Source organism: Bradyrhizobium sp. BEA-2-5, from assembly GCF_032918025.1.
Taxonomy (GTDB): domain Bacteria; phylum Pseudomonadota; class Alphaproteobacteria; order Rhizobiales; family Xanthobacteraceae; genus Bradyrhizobium; species Bradyrhizobium pachyrhizi.
On sequence record NZ_CP136629.1, the window covers coordinates 8,350,115 to 8,368,037 of the forward strand.

A 17,923-nucleotide genomic window follows, 5' to 3' on the forward strand; every position below is an offset into this window, starting at 1 on the left:
CTGCACGCACCCGTAGCTCAGCTGGATAGAGCGTTGCCCTCCGAAGGCAAAGGTCACACGTTCGAATCGTGTCGGGTGCGCCACTTCCGCTTCGTTTGCCGCCGTTCAATTGCAGCCATTGCTGCGCTCCCCGCGGGTTAGGGGATTCTTGCAACAACGTTGGGCCGGTTTTTCTCGAGCCAAGCGACGGCCCCGGGTCCATCGACGACACACTCGAAGGTTTCCCAGGTTGGGTCCTCCAGAGATTCCAGTTGCAGTCGCTTCGCCGCATACTCAACGAGGTCGTGCAGGCGTTCGTATCCTTGTCTGTGCTCGAGGGAATCTGCAATCGCAGTGCTGGTCCATCCTCGTTGGGCCAAATCGATAATGCTCGGAGCGTCAGCCTCGCTGAACCACGGTGTGGCATCGAACTCGATACAGCGAACATTGTCGGCGGTATGACAAGTGGCGTGGATCATTGGATTCCTCCGTTGCCCGGCTAACTACCTGCGCCAGCATCACACTTCTCATGTCGCTGCCTCGCACGCCGTCAGGCCTTGACCAAGTCCCCCAGCAGGTTCGCCGCCACCGTCAGCTTGGCGAGGGTCAGGCCGCTGGCAGCGATCTCCTCGACCGAGCGGCGGATACGCGTCGCCTCGGGGTGAGCCGCGAGCCAGGTCTCGACGGCCTGCTGGCCAGACTGGCCGGTTGCCAGCATATCGGCGGCCAGTCTCCTTTCGGCGCCGGCGATCTGCTCGACGGCGCGATCGATGGCCATGCGTTCGAAATAATCGTTGGCCGGCACACTGCGTGCGGCGGCGATGATGCGGTCGAGACGGAAATTCGCTTCGGCGGCGTAGAAGGTCGCGGCGGCATCGCCGATGGGGCGCGTGGTGCGCTCGGCAACCGTCACGATGTCGGGAGCCGAGATCAAAGCGTCAAGATCGGCGAGCTCGCCGGCGAGGCCGGCCGGGACACCGGCGTCGGCGAGTTCCTGCCGCCGCTTGACGCGCGCGGCTTGCAAGTCCGGCGGCAAGGCAGCGTCGAGCCCGGCGACGATCTGGCGGATCGCCGGGCCGAAGCGCGCGACGACGGCCTCCAGCCCATCCTTGAAATCGGCATTGCGCACGTACCAGACCATGCGGGAGAGCAGGAGGTCCTGCACTGAAGCGTAGAGGGACAGCTGCAGCTGCCCGTCGATGCAGGCATCGAGCGCGTCGATCGCGTCATTGAGCCACTTCAGGCCGTAGCATTCGTCGACCGCCACATAGGCCATGACGATGGTCGGGATATCGGCGTCGGTCTCGTCGATCAAGCGCACGACGCAGGCCGGGCCGCCGCGATTGATCACCGCATTGGCGAGACTGGTCGCGATGATCTCCCGCCGCAGGCGATGCAATCCGGCCGCGGTCGGGAATTTGTCCTGAACCTCGCGCGGAAAATACTGGGATAGTTCGCGGGCAAGATAGGGGTCATCGGGCACGCTGGTGACGAGCAGGTCATCGTAGAGGGTCAACTTGGCGTAGGCGAGCAGCACGGCAAGCTCGGGCCGCGCGAGGGACTGGCCGCGGCGTGTGCGCTCGGTGAGCGCGGCGTCGTCGGGCAAGAACTCCACAGCGCGGCTGAGCAAGCCGCGCTGTTCGAGCGACTGCATCAGGCGGGTGAGGAAACCGGTCTCGGCCACACCCTTGCGCTCGGCCAGCGAGAGCGCCAGCGTCTGCAGATAGTTGTTGCGCAGCACCAGCACGCCGACCTCGTCGGTCATCGCGGCAAGCAGGCTGTTGCGGTCAGTGGGACTGAGGCGTCCCTCGCGCTCGGGGCGCGCCAGCGCGATCTTGATGTTGACCTCGACGTCGGACGTGTTCACGCCGGCCGAATTGTCGATGGCGTCGGTGTTGAGCTTGACGCCCTTCTGCGCCGCTTCGATGCGGCCGCGCTGGGTAACGCCGAGGTTGGCCCCTTCGCCGATCACCCGGGCGCGCACGTCGCCACCCGCGATGCGGATTGGATCGTTGGCGCGGTCCCCGACCTGATCGTCGCTTTCCCCGGCGGAACGGATATAGGTGCCGATGCCGCCAAACCACAACAGGTCCGCGCGAGCCTTCAGGATCGCCGTCATCACCTCGAAAGGCGTGGCTTGCGGCTTGTCGAGATCGAGCAGCGTGCGCACTTCCGGCGCAAGCGGGATCGCCTTGAGCGAGCGCGAGAACACGCCGCCGCCCTGCGAGATCAGCGACTTGTTGTAGTCCTGCCAGCTGGATCGCGGCAGATCGAACAGGCGCTTGCGCTCGGCGAAGCTGGTCGATGGATCGGGCGAAGGATCGATGAAGATGTCGCGATGATCGAACGCCGCCACAAGCCTTGTCGCCGGCGAGAGCAGCATGCCGTTGCCGAAAACGTCGCCCGACATGTCGCCGACGCCGACCGCGGTGAACGGCATGGTCTGAATGTCGGTGCCGAGCTCGCGGAAGTGGCGCTTGACCGCCGTCCAGGCGCCGCGCGCCGTGATCCCCATCTTCTTGTGGTCATAACCCTGGCTGCCGCCGGATGCGAAGGCATCGCCGAGCCAATGGTTCTTCTCGGCCGAGATCGCGTTGGCGACATCGGAGAAGGTGGCGGTGCCCTTGTCGGCGGCAACGACGAGGTAAGGGTCGTCGCCGTCGTGGCGCACGGTGGATTCGGGCGGCACGACGATGTCGCCGTCGAGATTGTCGGTGAGTTCGAGCAGCGAGCGAACGAAGATGCGATAGCTTTCGGTGCCCTCCGCGAGCCAGGCGTCGCGCTTGGAAGGCGGCGGCAGGCGCTTGGGCACGAAGCCGCCCTTGGCACCGACCGGCACGATCACGGCGTTCTTGACCTGCTGCGCTTTCACCAGGCCGAGGATCTCGGTGCGGAAATCCTGCGGCCGGTCGGACCAGCGCAAGCCACCGCGCGCCACCTTGCCGAAGCGCAGGTGAATGCCTTCGACACGAGGGGAATAGACGAAGATCTCGTAGAGCGGTCGTGGAGCGGGTAAGTCGTCGATCCGGCGCGCCTCGAACTTGAAGGAGATCACCGGACGCGGATGTCCATCCTCGCCGATCTGCCACAGATTGGTACGAACGGTAGCCTGCACCAGATTGGTGAAGCGGCGCAGGATGCGGTCTTCGTCGAGCGAGGCGACGGATTTGAGCTGTTCCTCGATCTCGGCAAGCAAAGCCGTCTCACGCGCCGCGCGCTCGGCGTCCGTCAAGGCGAGGCGCGGATCGAGGCGGGTCTGGAACATCGCGACCAGGCTGGCCGTGATCGCGGCGTTCTTGCGCAAGGTCTCCCACATGTAATCCTGGGTGAACGGAGCGCGGATCTGGTGCAAATAACGCGACAGCGCCCGGATGGTCGAGACTTCCCGCCAGCTTAGCGCGGTGCGCAGGATCAGGCCGTTATATCCGTCGGATTCGGCGCGATCGGTCACCACCGCCATGATCGAGGCTTCCAGGCGATGGCTGAATTCCGGGTTGATCTCGATGGGCTGGCCGTCACTGGTCTCGATCGTCATGTCGTGCAGCCAGACCGGCGCAGGCCTGGTACCGGGCACGATCTGATAGGTGCGTTCGTTGACCACGCGCAGGCCGTGATTTTCGATCACCGGCACGCGGTAGGACAAGGACAGCGGTACGGCGTCCGAAAACACCTTAAGGCCGAAGCGCCTCGGATCGTCGCCTTCGATGCGGTAAGCCGAAATCGTAACCGGGCGGGCCGGCGTCAGCTTTTCGACGGTCGTGATATCGGCGATCGCCTGTTCCGCGCCGAACACCTCGGTATAGCCGCCGCTGAAGGCCTGGGCATATCGGTTGGTGAGCATGCGCGCCCGCATGCCATCGGTCGACGCGGTGAGCGCGGCCTTCAGCTTGTCGGCCCAGGTCGCGGCAATGGCGCTGATCCCGGCCTCGAGCAGGGCGCGGTCGACGACGGGCGTTTTGCCTTCATAGCGTCCGATGATGAAGTGGACACGCGCAAGCGCCCCTTCAGGGAATGATACGTAGGAGGCGGACAGCTTCCCTTTGTAGGCCTGCGCCAAAAAGGCTCCGACGCGCGTGCGGACGTCGGTGTCGTATTTGTCGCGCGGAATGAAGGTGAGGATGGAGACAAAGCGATCGAACTTGTCGACCCGCGGAAGCGCCCGGACGCGCGGACGCTCGTAGAGGATCAGGATCTCGATGACGAAGTTGTAGAGCGTGTCGACGTCGATCTGGAACAGTTCGTCGCGCGGATAATCTTCGAGAATATGCATCAGCGCCTTGCCGGAATGGCCGTTCGGGTCGAAGCCCGCGCGCTGCAGCACCCGCGAAACCTTGTGGCGGACATACGGGATCTGCCGTACAGAGCGAGTATAGGCGCCCGAGGTGAAAAGGCCGACGACGCGCAACTCGCCTTCGAGCCGGCCGTCGGGCGAGTAGAGTTTGATGCCCACATAATCCATCCGGGTGCGGCGATGGACCCGGCTGGAGACATTGGCCTTGATGACGATCAGCAGGGTCGGCTCGTGCATGAACTCGCGGATTTCCGGCGTCATCACCACCATTTCGCTGCCTCGGCGCAGAACCTTCACGTCCGGATCGCGCAGGATGCCGAGGCCTTCGCCGGTCGTAATGTCGTCCGACGCGTCGCTGTCGGGCGAGAAGCGATATTTGCGCACGCCGAGGAAAGTGAAATTGTCCGCGCAGAGCCATTGCAGGAACTGATTGGCTTCGGCGAGTTCGTCGATCGGCAGCGGCGGCGGATTGGAAGAGAACGTCTTGATCGCTTCCTCGACACTGTCACGCATGACGCGCCAGTCGGCAACGCAGGCGCGGACATTGTTCAACGTCCTGGTCAGGCCGTCGATCAGCTTCTGGCGATCGGAATCCGCGTCCAGGCGGGTGATGTGGAGATGAATCAGGCTTTCGCGCGCGCCCTTTGCTCCCTCCGGCAGTGCTTCCCCGTAGAATCGCAACAGCTTGCCCCCTTCATCGCGCTCCACGGCGATGATCGGGTGAGCGACCAGGGTGACCTCGAGGCCCTGCTCGGCGAGCTCCGCCATGGTGGAATCGAACAGGAAAGGCATGTTGTCGTTGAGAATTTCGAGCACGGAAATCTCGCGCCCGTTCGGCAACGTCGGATTGACGACGCGGATATCGGCGCTGCCGGCCGTGCGCCGCTGCACGTGCTCCCAGGCCTGTTCCGCCAGGAGGGCAAGCGAGGCGGCATCGTAATTGGCGAGATCCTCGATATTGGTGTAGCCGAACAAGGGCTCGGCAAAGGCCCGGGGGCTCTTGCCCGCTGGCACGCTGCCCGCTGCATCGCGGATCAGGGCTGCCCGGGCCTTGTCGTCACGCCACGCCATAATGTCCTCCATTTGCCGTGCCGTCCGATCGCAGCCGCGACCATCCGCTTGATTCTGGAGTGCATCTCTTCGTGCGCCGCGATCGAATGCTAACACGAAATCCTAGCTTCGACGGCCGCCGACGACAATACTACGATCCCGCAGCGAACGGCGTACGCTGCCGTGAGGCGTGCTGAATTTCGCTTGCGAAAGCGGATGGGCCGAAGTCGGCGGCGACGGCGGCCGAACGCCCAGGCAGGAAAAATCACATGCAATTTCAATTATGTATGGGTTCGCGCCACCGTTCGGCAGGGATGTCGTATCTGACGGTGGCGGTCAGCGAAGGCGGACAGCGGCTGCACTCAGGTCAGGTCTTTCGGCATCGTGATGCCGAAGCGGAGAATCTGGCGATGGATGGTCGAGCGATCGACGCCGCGTTCGCGTGCCACCCGCGAGACGTTCCAGCGATTGTTGCGCAACGCCGCAAGTAGCGCATCGGCTTGCCGCGACGTCGCCGCTCCGCCACGTACCGGCTTTCCGGATATCTCCTCACCCAGGGGATGAGCGATCCGGTCCGGCAGATCGACAAGATCGATCGTGCCGTCGTTCGACAGCGCGCAGCCATGATCGAGCGCGTTGATCAGCTCGCGGATGTTGCCGGGCCATTGGTACTTGAGCAGCGCGCTGCGCGCGCTTGCCGTCAGCGCATAGTTGGCATTGTGCTCCGTCGAAAGCCGATGCAGGGATTGATCGATCAGCCACTCGATATCGGTGCGCTGACGCAGCGGAGGCAACGCAAGCACCGCGCCGTTGAGGCGGAAATAGAGATCCTCGCGAAACTGCCCCGCCCTCACCAGCGCGACGAGGTCGCGATGGGTGGCAGCTATGACGCGGACATTGAGCGGGACCGGCCGGGTGCGGCCGACCGGCGTCACCTCGCGCTCGGCGAGCACGCGCAACAGGCGCGTCTGCGACGAGATCGGCATGTCGCCGATCTCGTCAAGGAACAGGGTGCCGCCGTCGGCTTCGAGCACGAGACCCTTCTTGCCCTTGGCCGCCGCTCCGGTGAAGGCGCCCGCCTCGTGGCCGAACAGCTCGCTCTCGATCAGGCTTTCCGGCAGCGCGGCGCAGTTGACGGCGACGAAGGGCCTGCCTGCCCGCGCACTGACCGAATGCAGCGCCTTCGTCAGGTGCTCCTTGCCCGTGCCGGTTTCGCCGGTGATGAGCAAGCCCATCTGGGTGTTGATGAGCTTGGCAGCGCGCGTCACCACATGATGCATGGCGGGATCGCCGCGGAACAGGTTGCGCAACGGCGTCGGAAGCGCCGACTCGCTGCGGGAGGACGCCGGCGCCACCAGCTTGTTCGGGGGCGGCAAGGTCTGCGCGAACAGCGTCGCGCCGCTATTGGCTAGCCGCAGTATGCGTTGGCCGGTGGGGCGCGAGTGGGCGAAGCGCGGCAGATCGTCGATGGTGCATTCGAAGATGTCGGACACGCCGAAGCCGTCGGCCCGCAGGCGCAGGTCCGGACGCTTGGCCAGTTCGCGGGCGAGCAGCTGCCTTGCGCGATTGTTGAAACCGATGATGCGGCCGTTGCTATCGACGGCCATGACATAATCCGGATCGACATCGGCGAATTCCGCGGAGCCGGACAGCTTGATGATCCATTCCTGCCGGAAACGGTTCAGCAGGTTCGCATTCTCGATCTTGTGGGCGAACGACTTGACCAGTTGCAGCGCCAGGAACTGGCTGGCCTTCGGCTCCGGCGAACGCAGCGCGGAGATATCCAGCACCGCAGCGAGCTTGCCGCTCGGATCGAAGACCGGCGCGGCCGTGCAGGTCAGCGGAATATGGGTGGCGTCGAAATGGTCGGATTGATGCACCGTCAGGGCTTCTTCAGTGGCGATGCAAGTGCCGACTGCGCAAGTGCCGGCATGCGGCTCGTTCCAGTCGGCGCCGAGATAGAGGCCGGCCCTGCGAAGCGTGTTGTTGAATGTCGGGTCGCCGATGAAATCCACCGTGATGCCCCTGGCATCGGTGAGCAGCAGCACGTAGCCGAGTCCGGCGATCTGACGATACAGCATCTCGACGCCGAAGCGCGCCGTGTGGAGGAATTCGTCCATGGCGTCGCGATGCTCGCGCAGCCGTCCGGACGTCACGATATGAGCGTCGCGCAGCACCAACGGATCGAGCTTGTGTTCGGAGACGCATCGTACCCACGACTGATGGATGATTGCATCACGCGCGCTGGTCTGACCGACCGCAACGCGAACCAGCTCGTCGATGTGCGCAGCCCGCTCCGTCGTCACGGCTGATGCTCCTGGATGTTTCCCCGCACGTTGTTGCGTCAAGTGTCACTCGGATTGTGCCGCCGATCAAGTTTGTTGCGTGCAACACCTGTTGCATGGCGCAACAAGTGAGGCGGCCTGGCGCCGGCAGTTAACGCGAGGAAATGCCGAGCGTTTTTCGAAATGCGCGGCAGTGGCATGAGGCTTGCTGACATGGTGGTCGAGGCAAGATTCGACCTCGCTAACGAACGCGCCGGAACCACGACGCAAAGGCGATCGACGCCGGCATATGGGAGAATGAGACATGCTCACGAAGGCCCCGGACGGAAAGATCACCGCGCTGCTCGACGAGTTCAACGCCGCATTGTCGACGGGTGACATCGAACGCGCGATCGCGCTGTTCCAGACCGATTGCTACTGGCGCGATCTGGTCACCTTCACCTGGAACATCAAAACCATGGAAGACAAGGATCAGATCCGCGACATGCTGAAGGCGCGGCTTGCGGACAGCAAACCATCGGGATGGCGCATTGCCGATGGCGAAGCTGCCAGCGAGGCCGGCGGCATCATCGAGAGCTGGATCGAGTTCGAGACCGATGTCGCGCGCGGCTATGGTCACCTGCGCATGAAGGATGGACGCATCTGGACCTTGCTCACCACGATGGCCGAGCTCAAGGGACATGAGGAGAAGTCGGGCTTTACCCGTCCGCTCGGCGCCAAGCACGGTCATGGCAAGGACCGCAAGAGCTGGCGCGAGGAACGCGACCAGGAAATCACCGAGCTTGGTCACGCAAAACAACCCTATGCGCTGATCATCGGCGGTGGGCAGGGCGGCATTGCGCTTGGCGCGCGGCTGCGGCAACTGAACGTGCCGACCATCATCATCGAGAGGAACGAACGCGCCGGCGATTCTTGGCGCAAGCGATACAAGTCGCTCTGCCTGCACGATCCGGTCTGGTACGACCATCTGCCTTATATCGACTTCCCGAAAAACTGGCCTGTGTTCGCACCGAAGGACAAAATCGGCGACTGGCTGGAGATGTACACGAAGGTGATGGAGCTCAACTACTGGAGCTCGACCACGGCGAAGTCGGCCAAGTATGACGAGAAAGCCGGGGAATGGACCGTCGTGGTCGAGCGCGACGGCAAGGAGATCACGCTCAAGCCGAAGCAGCTCGTGCTGGCGACCGGTATGTCGGGCAAGGCGAACTGGCCCACCTACAAGGGGCAGGACATCTTCAAGGGTGAGCAGCAGCATTCCTCGACCCACCCGGGGCCGGAGAAATATCGCGGCAGTAAGGTGGTGGTGATCGGCTCCAACAACTCCGCCCACGACATTTGCGCGGCGCTGTGGGAAGGTGGTGCCGACGTCACCATGGTGCAGCGCTCATCAACGCATATCGTGAAGTCCGACACGCTGATGGATATCGGGCTCGGCACGCTTTATTCGGAGCAGGCGGTGGCGAGCGGGATGACCACGCGCAAGGCCGATCTGATCTTCGCCTCGCTGCCCTACAAGATCATGCATGAATTCCAGATCCCGCTCTACGAGCAGATGCGCGAGCGCGACAAGGATTTCTACGCCGCGCTGGAGAAAATCGGCTTCATGCATGACTGGGGCGACGACGGCTCCGGCCTGTTCATGAAGTACCTGCGCCGCGGCTCGGGCTATTACATCGACGTCGGCGCCTGCGATCTCGTGATCGACGGTTCGATCAAGCTCAAGAGCGGCAAGGGCGCGGCGGTGCAGGAACTGACCGAGACCGGCGTCAGATTCGCTGACGGCACCGAACTCCCCGCGGATCTCGTCGTCTATGCCACCGGCTACGGCTCGATGAACGGTTGGGCCGCCGACCTGATCTCGAAGGACGTCGCCGACAAGGTCGGCAAGGTCTGGGGTCTTGGATCCGAGACCACCAAGGACCCCGGCCCGTGGGAGGGCGAGCAGCGCAACATGTGGAAGCCAACCCAGCAGCAAGCGCTGTGGTTCCACGGAGGCAACCTGCACCAGTCGCGGCATTACTCCCAATATCTGGCGCTGCAACTGAAGGCGCGGATGGAAGGCATCCCAACCCCGGTCTACGGCTTGCAGAAGGTTCATCACCTCGGTTGATCGACCGGGCAATAACGAGATGTCGGGCGGATCGTCGTGCGATCCGCCCGGCCTCGCCTCAATGATGAGCCGACACGCTCTTCACGCATTGAGACAAGAGATCATCACCGGCAAAGTGGCCCACATCGCCCAGGCTGATCATGCCAACCATCCGCTTGCTCTTGTTGATCACCGGCAGTCTGCGGATCTTCAGCGTTTCCATGTGATGTATAGCTTTCGTCAGATCGTCGTCTTCCCGGCAGCAGTGTATGCCTTCCGTCATCACATCCCGCGCCGTGGTGCGCGCAGAGTTGAAGTCCTTGCTCGCGAGACCTTTGCAGACGAGGTCGCGATCCGTCACCATCCCGATCAGACGATCGTCTTGCCCGATCGGAATGCAGCCGATGTCGTGCCCTTGCATCAATTTCGCGATTTCGGTGATTGGGGTGTCGGGGCTTACCCAATCGACGCCCTTGTGCATCACGTCCTTGACTTTCATGGAGGACCTCCCGTCCAAGGCAGCAGCCCCCTCGCTCGCAACTATACAGCAGAGCTGGCGCGACTGCATGCGTGCTGCGCCTTAAGGCGCGGTGAAACCGGGTCGAAGCGTCATCGCGCTAGAGCCCCTTGCTTGAGCATGATCTCCGCGCAAGCGCGTTCCTCCCTTGTCTCGGGAGAGAGCCGCTTCGCACCTTTCCGGATCATGCTCCGGTCGGGGCGCACCGATAGACGGTCCCGCTGTCACGCCGCCTCAGTCGTGCGCACTGAAGCTGCCATGCAGGGAACCGGCGGTCAGGCGTGCGAATTGCGCACGACCGAGATGAAGCAACGTCTCATGATCGCCAGCTTCGATATAGATCTCGGGCTGCATCCGGATGCTGTCATCAACGATAACGTCGAGCCCGTAGCAGCTGCCGGCGGCGGGAACCGCCCCGTGCGCACAGTCCGCGAACAGCCGATCGATCTCGCCTTCAGCGGCCATGGCGATATCGTCACCGAATCTCGCCCTGAGATCCGCCAGCCTGAGGTGATGCGATGCCGGCAGCACGGCGAGCAGGTACCCGTCGTTGCGGCGCAGCACAATGGCCTTGGCCAAGCGATCGCCCGAGACGTGACAAGCCTGGGCGGTAAGGGCGGACGACATCGTCAGTACGTGCGGGATTTCGTCGTACTCGATGTTTTCTGCAGCAAGGTAGTTGTGCAGTCTGGGAGAAATGGTCATGGCATCACCTCCGGTGCGACATGCAACCATCCACCGTGGTCCTGCCCGCCGCACGATGAGCGGCTGCGTGGTTCTCAAGACAGAACATAGGTCTTGTCGCAGGACACTGCAATTCGATCCCTAACGGGGGCGCCGCGCCAGGTTCAAGTTCCGGGCCTTGTCCAGATTGCGGGCCTCGGCCAGCGTGGCCGCGCTCGGCAACAGAGCCGACGCAAGGTCGGCCTCGGTGAAATCTGCGCCGGCGACATTAGCGTCGGATAGGTCGGCTCCCGCAAGGTCAGCTCTGTGGAGGCTGCAGTTCGCCAAATTGGCGTTCTGCAGTTGCGCGAATTCGAGATCGGCGCGCGAGAGATTGGCGCCGCTTAGATCCGCGTTCCGCAGATCGGCGGATTTGAGCACGCCACGCATCAGGCCCATCGATTGGTTGCGCATATCAGCGCTCAGATCGGCGCCCGCAAGCCTGGCCCCGATCAGGGTGGCGCCGGAAAGATCGGCGGTTATCCGAGCGCCGCTCAAGTCGGCGCCGCCAAGCCTGGCACGCTGCATCTGCGTGCCGAGCAGCGATGCCTTGACGAGGGACGCCCCGGTCAAGTCTGCGTCGATTAGCCAAGCCTGGTTCAAGATAGCCCGATCGAAGCGGGCGCCTTTCAGATTGGTCCGGTTGAGCTTTACGAGATGAAGGTTGCCGCCGGTGAAGTCGAGGCCCGAGAGATCGAGGTGCGACAGTCGCTTTCCATCCAAATCCGCAGCGCGTCCGTCCCCTTGAGGGACCGACTTGAGGAGCGCGTCGACCTCGGCGCGCGTCATCTCCGACGTCGTCATTTCCGGACTGTTGAGGTCGACACTCCGCAGCATGTCCTGCGACACGGCGTCAGTCGGATCAACCAGGAGCGCCGCTATCGACACAAAGGCAAATGCGAGACGAAACGACATCGCCGTCTCTCCGCCGCTCAGTAACCCGGTATCGTCTCTTGCATTCTCCGGGTTGGCCGCGCCGTCAGGTTAGCTGGCCGGCTCCGGCCTATGCCAGAGTATGAAACCGGATATCGATCCTGGCAATGCCAGTGCCGCGTCCGAGGGAGGCTGCCCGCAAGCGCAAAGTGCCAGATTTCGGTCCGAAGAGGCGCGACAGGAAGAACGATCCGCCGCTCGTCGCCGACGGCGCGACGCGGCATCTGCTCGGCGATAGCTCTCACGACGATGCCTACATAACGAGACTCACAGGGGCGGGCGCACGAACGTCCGTCCAAAGTCGCCGAACGCGCCCTCGTCGGCAAATCTCCCGAGCTGATCGTCGCTCCAGCCGAGCCATTCCGCAAACACCTCGCGCGTGTGTTCGCCGAGCATTGGCGGCGGCGTGGAAGGTGGCGGCGGGACGTCGCCGAATCGCGTCGGCCTCGCGATGAACTTCACATCTCCCGCGGCCGGATGGCCGATGGTCTGGACCATTCCGCGCTGCGTGAGCTGAGGCGTTTCGCAGACCTCGCCGACCGACTTGATCGCGCCGCACGGAATGCCTGCCACACCGAGCGCCTGCAGCCAGTCGGCGCGACTCCTCCGCGCGAAGATCGGCGAAAGGATCGCGACGAGCTCATTGCGGCTCGCCGCGCGCTTCGGGGCGGTGGCGAAGCGCACGTCTTCGCGCAACTCCGGACGGTCGATGACGCCGCAAAACGCCGCCCAGAACTTGTCGTTCGCGACCCCGACATTGATCCAGCCGTCACTCGCCTCGAACGGTTCATACGGGCTGATGGTCGGATGAACATTGCCGCGGCGCTTCGGGCTTTGTCCCGAGGCGAAGTACATGCCGGCGTTGAAGGTCAGCAGCGATGCCATGGCGTCGAGCATGGAGACGTCGACCCGGCCGCCCTCGCCGGTGCGGCTCTTGCGCATCAGGGCAGCCAGCACCGAATGCGACGCATAGAGGCCCGTGACGAGGTCGGCGATCGACGTGCCGACCTTGGTCGGCGGCCCATCCGGATCGCCGGTAATGTGCATCACGCCGGATTCGCCCTGCAGGATGAGATCGTAGCCAGGGCGCGCGGCGTCGGCGCCGGTGCGGCCGAACCCCGAGATGCTGCACAGGATGATGTCGCCCTTGCGGGCCCTCAGCGCGTCGAAGCCGAGCCCCCATTTGTCCAAGGTACCGGGGCGGAAGTTCTCGATAACGACGTCGGCGACGGATGCAAGATCGAGCACCGCGTCGCGCCCGGCCGGCGACTTCAGATCGATAGCACAACTTCGCTTGTTGCGGTTCACCGACAGGAAATACGCACTCTCGCCGCCGATGAACGGGGGGCCGTAACGGCGGCTTTCGTCGCCCTGTCGCGGATCCTCGATCTTGACGATGTCGGCGCCGAGATCGCCGAGCTGCATCGTGGCAAACGGGCCGGAGACCACCCGGCAGAGGTCGAGGACCCTGATGCCCGACAGCGGCTCGCGATCAGACGATCGCATCGGCGAGGTCCTTCATCGACGGCACCAGGATGTCGGGCTGATGCGGCGTGATGCCGAACGGGCGGCTGCGCCGGTCGATGAAGGCCGTCCGCATGCCGGCGGACTTGGCGCCGATGCAGTCGAAGGCATGATTGGCCACGAACAGCACCTGCGCCGGCTGCACGCCCATGATCTCGGCCGCTTTCGTATAGGTCGCGACATGCGGCTTGAACGAATTGGCCTCCGCCACCGAGATCACCCGATCGAACGGGACCTTGTGGTATTGCTTCGCGGTCTCGAGCATGTCGGGATCGCCGTTCGAGAGCACGACGAGCTTGTACTTGCGCTGCAGCTGTGCGAGTGCGTCCGGCACCTCCGGAAACGGCACCAGCTTCTCGATCTCGCCCACGAGGTAGCGCACATCGTCCATCGTGTAATCGATCTTGGCGCGGTCCATGACGTGGGCAACCGCGCGGTGCCCGATCTCGCGATAGGGCGTGTGCTCGCGATGCAGCAGCGCATCGATCATCGAGTTCTCGAAATGCGTGCGACGCCACCACGTGACGAAGGAGTTCGGATCGCCCTTCCAGCCCTTCTTCGCGAGGAAGGGCGCCGCGATCCTGGTCAGGCCGCCCTGCATGTCGACGACCGTGCCGTACTGGTCGAACATGCAGATCTTCACGTCACGCTTGATCGTCTCAAAGCTCATTGATGCCTCCTTGGTCCTGATCGATTGATACGCGCTGCACCATCATGGATGAAATGGATTTGTTATCTCTCGTCATTCACGATATGAATAATTGATGAACCTTCGATCCATCGACCTCAATCTGCTCGTCGCGCTGGACGCACTGCTGACCGAGCGTCACGTCACCAAGGCGGCAGACCGCGTCGGTCTCAGCCAACCCGCGATGAGCAATGCGCTCAACCGGTTGCGCGCGATGTTCAAGGACGAGCTCCTGGTGCGGACCACGACCGGGATGAAGCCCACACCCCGCGCCACCGAACTGGCGGAGCCGCTGCGCCAGGTTCTGCGCCAGGTCGAGCGCGTGATGGCGAGCGATGCCGGCTTCGATCCAGACAAGACGGAACGCACCTTCACGATCAGGATGTCGGACATTCTTGCGTGCCTGCTGCTGCCGCGACTCGCCGCAGCGCGGCCGCCGGAGGGCCGAATTTCCTACAACACGATCCATCTGCCGCCTTCGCTTACGATCGATGCGCTGGAGCGGGACGAGATCGACGTCGCGGTGAGCATGGGGCTCGAACATTCCGCATCGATCCGTTCCGAGACGCTGCTCCGCGACCGCATGGTCTGCCTGATGCGACGCGGGCACCAGATCAAGCGCGCACGGCTGACCTTCGAGCGCTTCATCGCGCAGGAGCACATGAAGGTCTCGATGAGCCCGACCGATCTTCGCTTCGTCGACGACGTGCTCGCCGAACGCGGCCATCGAAGACGCATCGCCCTGAACGTGCCGCATTGGCTGGTCGTGCCCCATGTCTTGAAGAAGACCGATCTGCTCGCGGTGATGCCGAGGCACCTCGCAACCGTGCTGATGGACGACGGTCTGAGGATGGAGGAACTGCCGTTCGAGTCCGCGCCGTTCGACTGGATGTTGTACTGGCACCGCAGATACGATCAGAGCAATGCCAACGGCTGGCTCCGCGACCGGATCAGAGCAGCGTGCTCCGACCTGAACTAGGCGCCGAGGTCCGCCGGCCTCCGCGCCATCGACGACCGCCCTCCCGCCTCGGCGTCCGTGACCGCCGACGCGTCCTCGAGAGATCGTCCCTTGGTCTCGAAACCGAACACGAGGAAGACCACGGCCTGGAAGACGAGGATGCCGGCCAAGGTCGTCAGCACGCCGGTCAGCCCCTGCCAGGCGAAGATCGCAACCACGACGTATTGAACCAGCGCGGTCGCGATGCGTCCGGAGGTGGCGCAGATCGCCGTGCCGCGAAGCCGATACCGCGTTGGAAACAGTTCGGGGACGTGCATCGCGAACCCGGTCGCCAGCATCACGTAGATCGCCGTGATCAGCAGGAAGCCCACGGCCGCGAGCGCAACACCATCCGGCATGTATGGATAGGCGATACCGAGCGCCGCGGCCGCAATCGACGAGCAGACGATCGACAGCCTGCGTCCGAGCCGGTCCGCCAGCACGAGCCCGATCAGCGATCCGACCGGGCCGCCCAGCGCCATCACGGTGGTGTAGCCCAGCGAGGAAACCACGCTGTGGCCGCCCTTGACCATGAAGGTCGGCAGCCAGCCGATGAACCCGTAGAGGCTGAAGCCGACGACGATGTGCAACAGGCTGCCGAGCAGCGTGCGCGCGAGATAGGGCGGCTGGAACAGACGCCAGACCGCGCCCGGAGACTCCTGCGCCGGCGCGCGGGCAGCGACGGCAGGCAGTTTCGCCTTGCGCGCGGCCTCGGCTTCGATCGCCGACAGGATCTTCTCGGCTTCATCGGCACGTCCGTTGGCGGCGAGCCAGCGCGGCGATTCCGGCATCGACTTGCGCAGAATCCAGACGACCATCGCAAGACAACCGACAAGGCCGAACATGTAGCGCCATCCAAGCGTCGGGATCACCCACAGGCCGACCATCGACGAGACGAACAGCGAGAAATTGGTGATCACGGCCAGCAGCCCGATCCAGCGCCCACGCGAGGAAGCCGGCACGAATTCCGTCAAGGTCGCATAGCCGACCACGATCTCCGCGCCGAGGCCAATGCCGATGATGAAACGCAGGCCGATCAGGACGATCATGTTCGGCGCGAAGGCCGCGGCGATCGAGGCGAGGCCAAAGATCGCGAGGTTCATCTGGTAAGAGAAGCGGCGGCCGAAGCGGTCACCGAGGATGCCGGAACACCACGCGCCGATCGTCATCCCGACGAAGGTCGCGGAGACGAATGCGGCGTTGAGCTCGAGTGTCGACCATCCTTCCTTCAGCACGGCGCCCAGCACGCCGCCGGCCAGATAGATATCGAACGCGTCGAGGAACATGCCGGCCCCGATCAGGGCCAGGATGCGCCAGTGGAATCCGCAGATCGGCAGCCTGTCGAGGCGCGCGCCCGCGTTGATGTCGATGTCGGCGGATCGCGCCATACCAAACCTCCCTGCCCGGCCTTTGGCAGCCGGATGCTCCGTCACCGATTGATGACGCGCAGGGGGTCGTCGTCCAATTCAAATCGAAAATTCGACTATTTGGCGCGGTGATGAAGCTGACGAGACCGCATGATCGCGTTCCATCCTGACACCGGGCTGACGTGCATTCGCCGTCGTTAACGATCCCGCCGTCGCGCGATCTCGAAATCACGGTGTCAGCACAAACATTCACAACGGGTTCATGTCGCCGCCACTATTCGACTCCAACGCTGGGGGAGAAGATTGGAGTATGTGCCATGCGCCGCATCGCCGGACTGCCTTTCGCCCTGGCTCTCAGCCTCTGCTGTTTCTCGCCGCCACACGCTGCGCGCGCGCAGCTTGCCATCGGCATCACCGCCAATGCAGCGCCGCCGCCATTGCCGGTCTATGTCCAGCCGCCGATCCCCGCGCCCGGCTACATCTGGACTCCGGGCTATTGGGCATGGAGCGACGACACCGGCTACTACTGGGTGCCCGGCACATGGGTGCTTCCGCCGGCGCCTGAATTGCTATGGACACCCGGCTATTGGGGCTGGAGCGACGGCGCCTACGCCTTCCACGCCGGATATTGGGGCCCGACCGTCGGCTTCTACGGCGGCATCTCTTATGGCTTCGGCTACACCGGCGTCGGCTACGAGGGCGGCTACTGGCGCGGCGGCAGCTTCTTCTACAACAGCTCCGTCAACAACATCTCGAACGTCTCGGTCACCAACGTCTACAACAGGACCGTCGTCAACAACACGACCAACGTCAGCTACAACGGCGGCACCGGCGGCACCACGGTGAAGCCGACGCCGCAGCAGCTCGCCGCCCAGAACGGGCAGCACATGGCTGCGACCGGCGAGCAGACGCGGCACGCGCAAGCGGCGATGAAGAATCCAGCGCTGACGCTCGCCAACAACCATGGTCATCCGGCAGTCGCCGCGACCGCGCACGCAGCACGGTTCAGCGGCGCCGGCGTGATCGCCGCGCGCCCGGGCAAGCCGATCGCGGCGCCGCCGCCCCGACATGCGCAGACTGCGACGGGCCACGCTTTGCCGACGGGACACGCCCTGCCGACTGCGCATGCTCTGCAGGGCGCCGGCGCACATCCCGCACCGGCGCCGCACGTCGCTCCGCCGGCGTCAAGACCGCAGCTCGTGCAGCATGCACCGCCGCAGCCACGCGCGGCCGCGCATCCGCCGGCGCCGCGCGTCGCGCAAGCTGTTGTGCGTCGGCCCGCGTCGCCGCAGGTGTCTCGGCCGGCGCCGCGGCCTCATCCGGCGCCACGGCCGCATCCTGCTGCGAGGCCGCATCCGGCGCCACACCAGCACTCATGATCGGGCTCATCGGCGTGCCTGCGAGGGCACGCCGATGTCGTATGAGACCCCATCGCGGGCACCACGGCACGCGATGCACTCATCAATCCATGGACTTT

12 protein-coding genes and 1 tRNA gene are annotated in these 17,923 nt (G+C 64.1%); 4 read left to right on the forward strand and 9 right to left on the reverse strand.

What is annotated here, in order from left to right:
* Nucleotides 1-6: 6 nt before the first annotated feature.
* Nucleotides 7-83: transfer RNA gene (locus RX327_RS38940), tRNA-Arg, on the forward strand.
* 54 nt (nt 84-137) lie between these two features.
* Here the strand turns inward: RX327_RS38940 and RX327_RS38945 are convergent.
* From RX327_RS38945 to RX327_RS38955, 3 genes are all read right to left on the reverse strand, one after another.
* Nucleotides 138-458, reverse strand: a complete 321-nt coding sequence (locus tag RX327_RS38945) for a hypothetical protein (protein ID WP_050383372.1) — start codon at nt 456-458, stop codon at nt 138-140.
* 71 nt (nt 459-529) lie between these two features.
* Nucleotides 530-5,353, reverse strand: coding sequence for an NAD-glutamate dehydrogenase (locus RX327_RS38950; RefSeq protein WP_050383373.1), 4,824 nt, complete (start codon nt 5,351-5,353; stop codon nt 530-532).
* A 329-nt stretch (nt 5,354-5,682) separates the two neighbouring features.
* Complete coding sequence (locus tag RX327_RS38955; protein WP_050383374.1) at nt 5,683-7,626, reverse strand: sigma-54-dependent Fis family transcriptional regulator; 1,944 nt, start codon at nt 7,624-7,626, stop codon at nt 5,683-5,685.
* 283 nt (nt 7,627-7,909) lie between these two features.
* Here RX327_RS38955 and RX327_RS38960 point away from each other — a divergent pair, with 283 nt between their 5' ends.
* Entirely contained in the window at nt 7,910-9,718 is a 1,809-nt protein-coding gene (locus RX327_RS38960) for an NAD(P)/FAD-dependent oxidoreductase (protein ID WP_317249050.1), read from the forward strand.
* A gap of 58 nt (nt 9,719-9,776) precedes the next feature.
* Here the strand turns inward: RX327_RS38960 and RX327_RS38965 are convergent, their stop codons facing one another.
* From RX327_RS38965 to RX327_RS38985, 5 genes are all read right to left on the reverse strand, one after another.
* Entirely contained in the window at nt 9,777-10,196 is a 420-nt protein-coding gene (locus RX327_RS38965) for a CBS domain-containing protein (RefSeq protein WP_028335592.1), read from the reverse strand.
* Between the two features lie 252 nt (nt 10,197-10,448).
* Nucleotides 10,449-10,919 (reverse strand): aminoacyl-tRNA deacylase, encoded by a 471-nt coding sequence (locus tag RX327_RS38970; protein ID WP_028335591.1) that lies wholly within the window; start codon nt 10,917-10,919, stop codon nt 10,449-10,451.
* A gap of 120 nt (nt 10,920-11,039) precedes the next feature.
* Nucleotides 11,040-11,852 carry a pentapeptide repeat-containing protein gene (locus RX327_RS38975; RefSeq protein WP_050383376.1) on the reverse strand — a complete coding sequence of 271 codons (813 nt, stop codon included), beginning with the start codon at nt 11,850-11,852 and terminating at the stop codon, nt 11,040-11,042.
* A 285-nt stretch (nt 11,853-12,137) separates the two neighbouring features.
* A complete protein-coding gene (locus tag RX327_RS38980; protein WP_028335589.1) occupies nt 12,138-13,376 on the reverse strand; it encodes a CaiB/BaiF CoA transferase family protein in 1,239 nt (412 codons plus the stop codon).
* Nucleotides 13,363-14,064 carry a haloacid dehalogenase type II gene (locus RX327_RS38985; RefSeq protein ID WP_050383377.1) on the reverse strand — a complete coding sequence of 234 codons (702 nt, stop codon included), beginning with the start codon at nt 14,062-14,064 and terminating at the stop codon, nt 13,363-13,365. Before RX327_RS38985 ends, RX327_RS38980 begins: the two co-directional genes overlap by 14 nt.
* 94 nt (nt 14,065-14,158) lie before the next feature.
* Here RX327_RS38985 and RX327_RS38990 point away from each other — a divergent pair, with 94 nt between their 5' ends.
* Nucleotides 14,159-15,061 (forward strand): LysR family transcriptional regulator, encoded by a 903-nt coding sequence (locus tag RX327_RS38990; RefSeq protein ID WP_028335587.1) that lies wholly within the window; start codon nt 14,159-14,161, stop codon nt 15,059-15,061.
* Here the strand turns inward: RX327_RS38990 and RX327_RS38995 are convergent.
* Nucleotides 15,058-16,467 carry an MFS transporter gene (locus RX327_RS38995; protein ID WP_028335586.1) on the reverse strand — a complete coding sequence of 470 codons (1,410 nt, stop codon included), beginning with the start codon at nt 16,465-16,467 and terminating at the stop codon, nt 15,058-15,060. The two genes, RX327_RS38990 and RX327_RS38995, sit on opposite strands and share 4 nt — an antisense overlap.
* Nucleotides 16,468-16,763: 296 nt before the next feature.
* Between RX327_RS38995 and RX327_RS39000 the strand changes: the two genes are divergently transcribed.
* Nucleotides 16,764-17,825, forward strand: a complete 1,062-nt coding sequence (locus tag RX327_RS39000; RefSeq protein WP_050383378.1) for a YXWGXW repeat-containing protein — start codon at nt 16,764-16,766, stop codon at nt 17,823-17,825.
* The last annotated feature ends 98 nt before the right edge of the window (nt 17,826-17,923 follow it).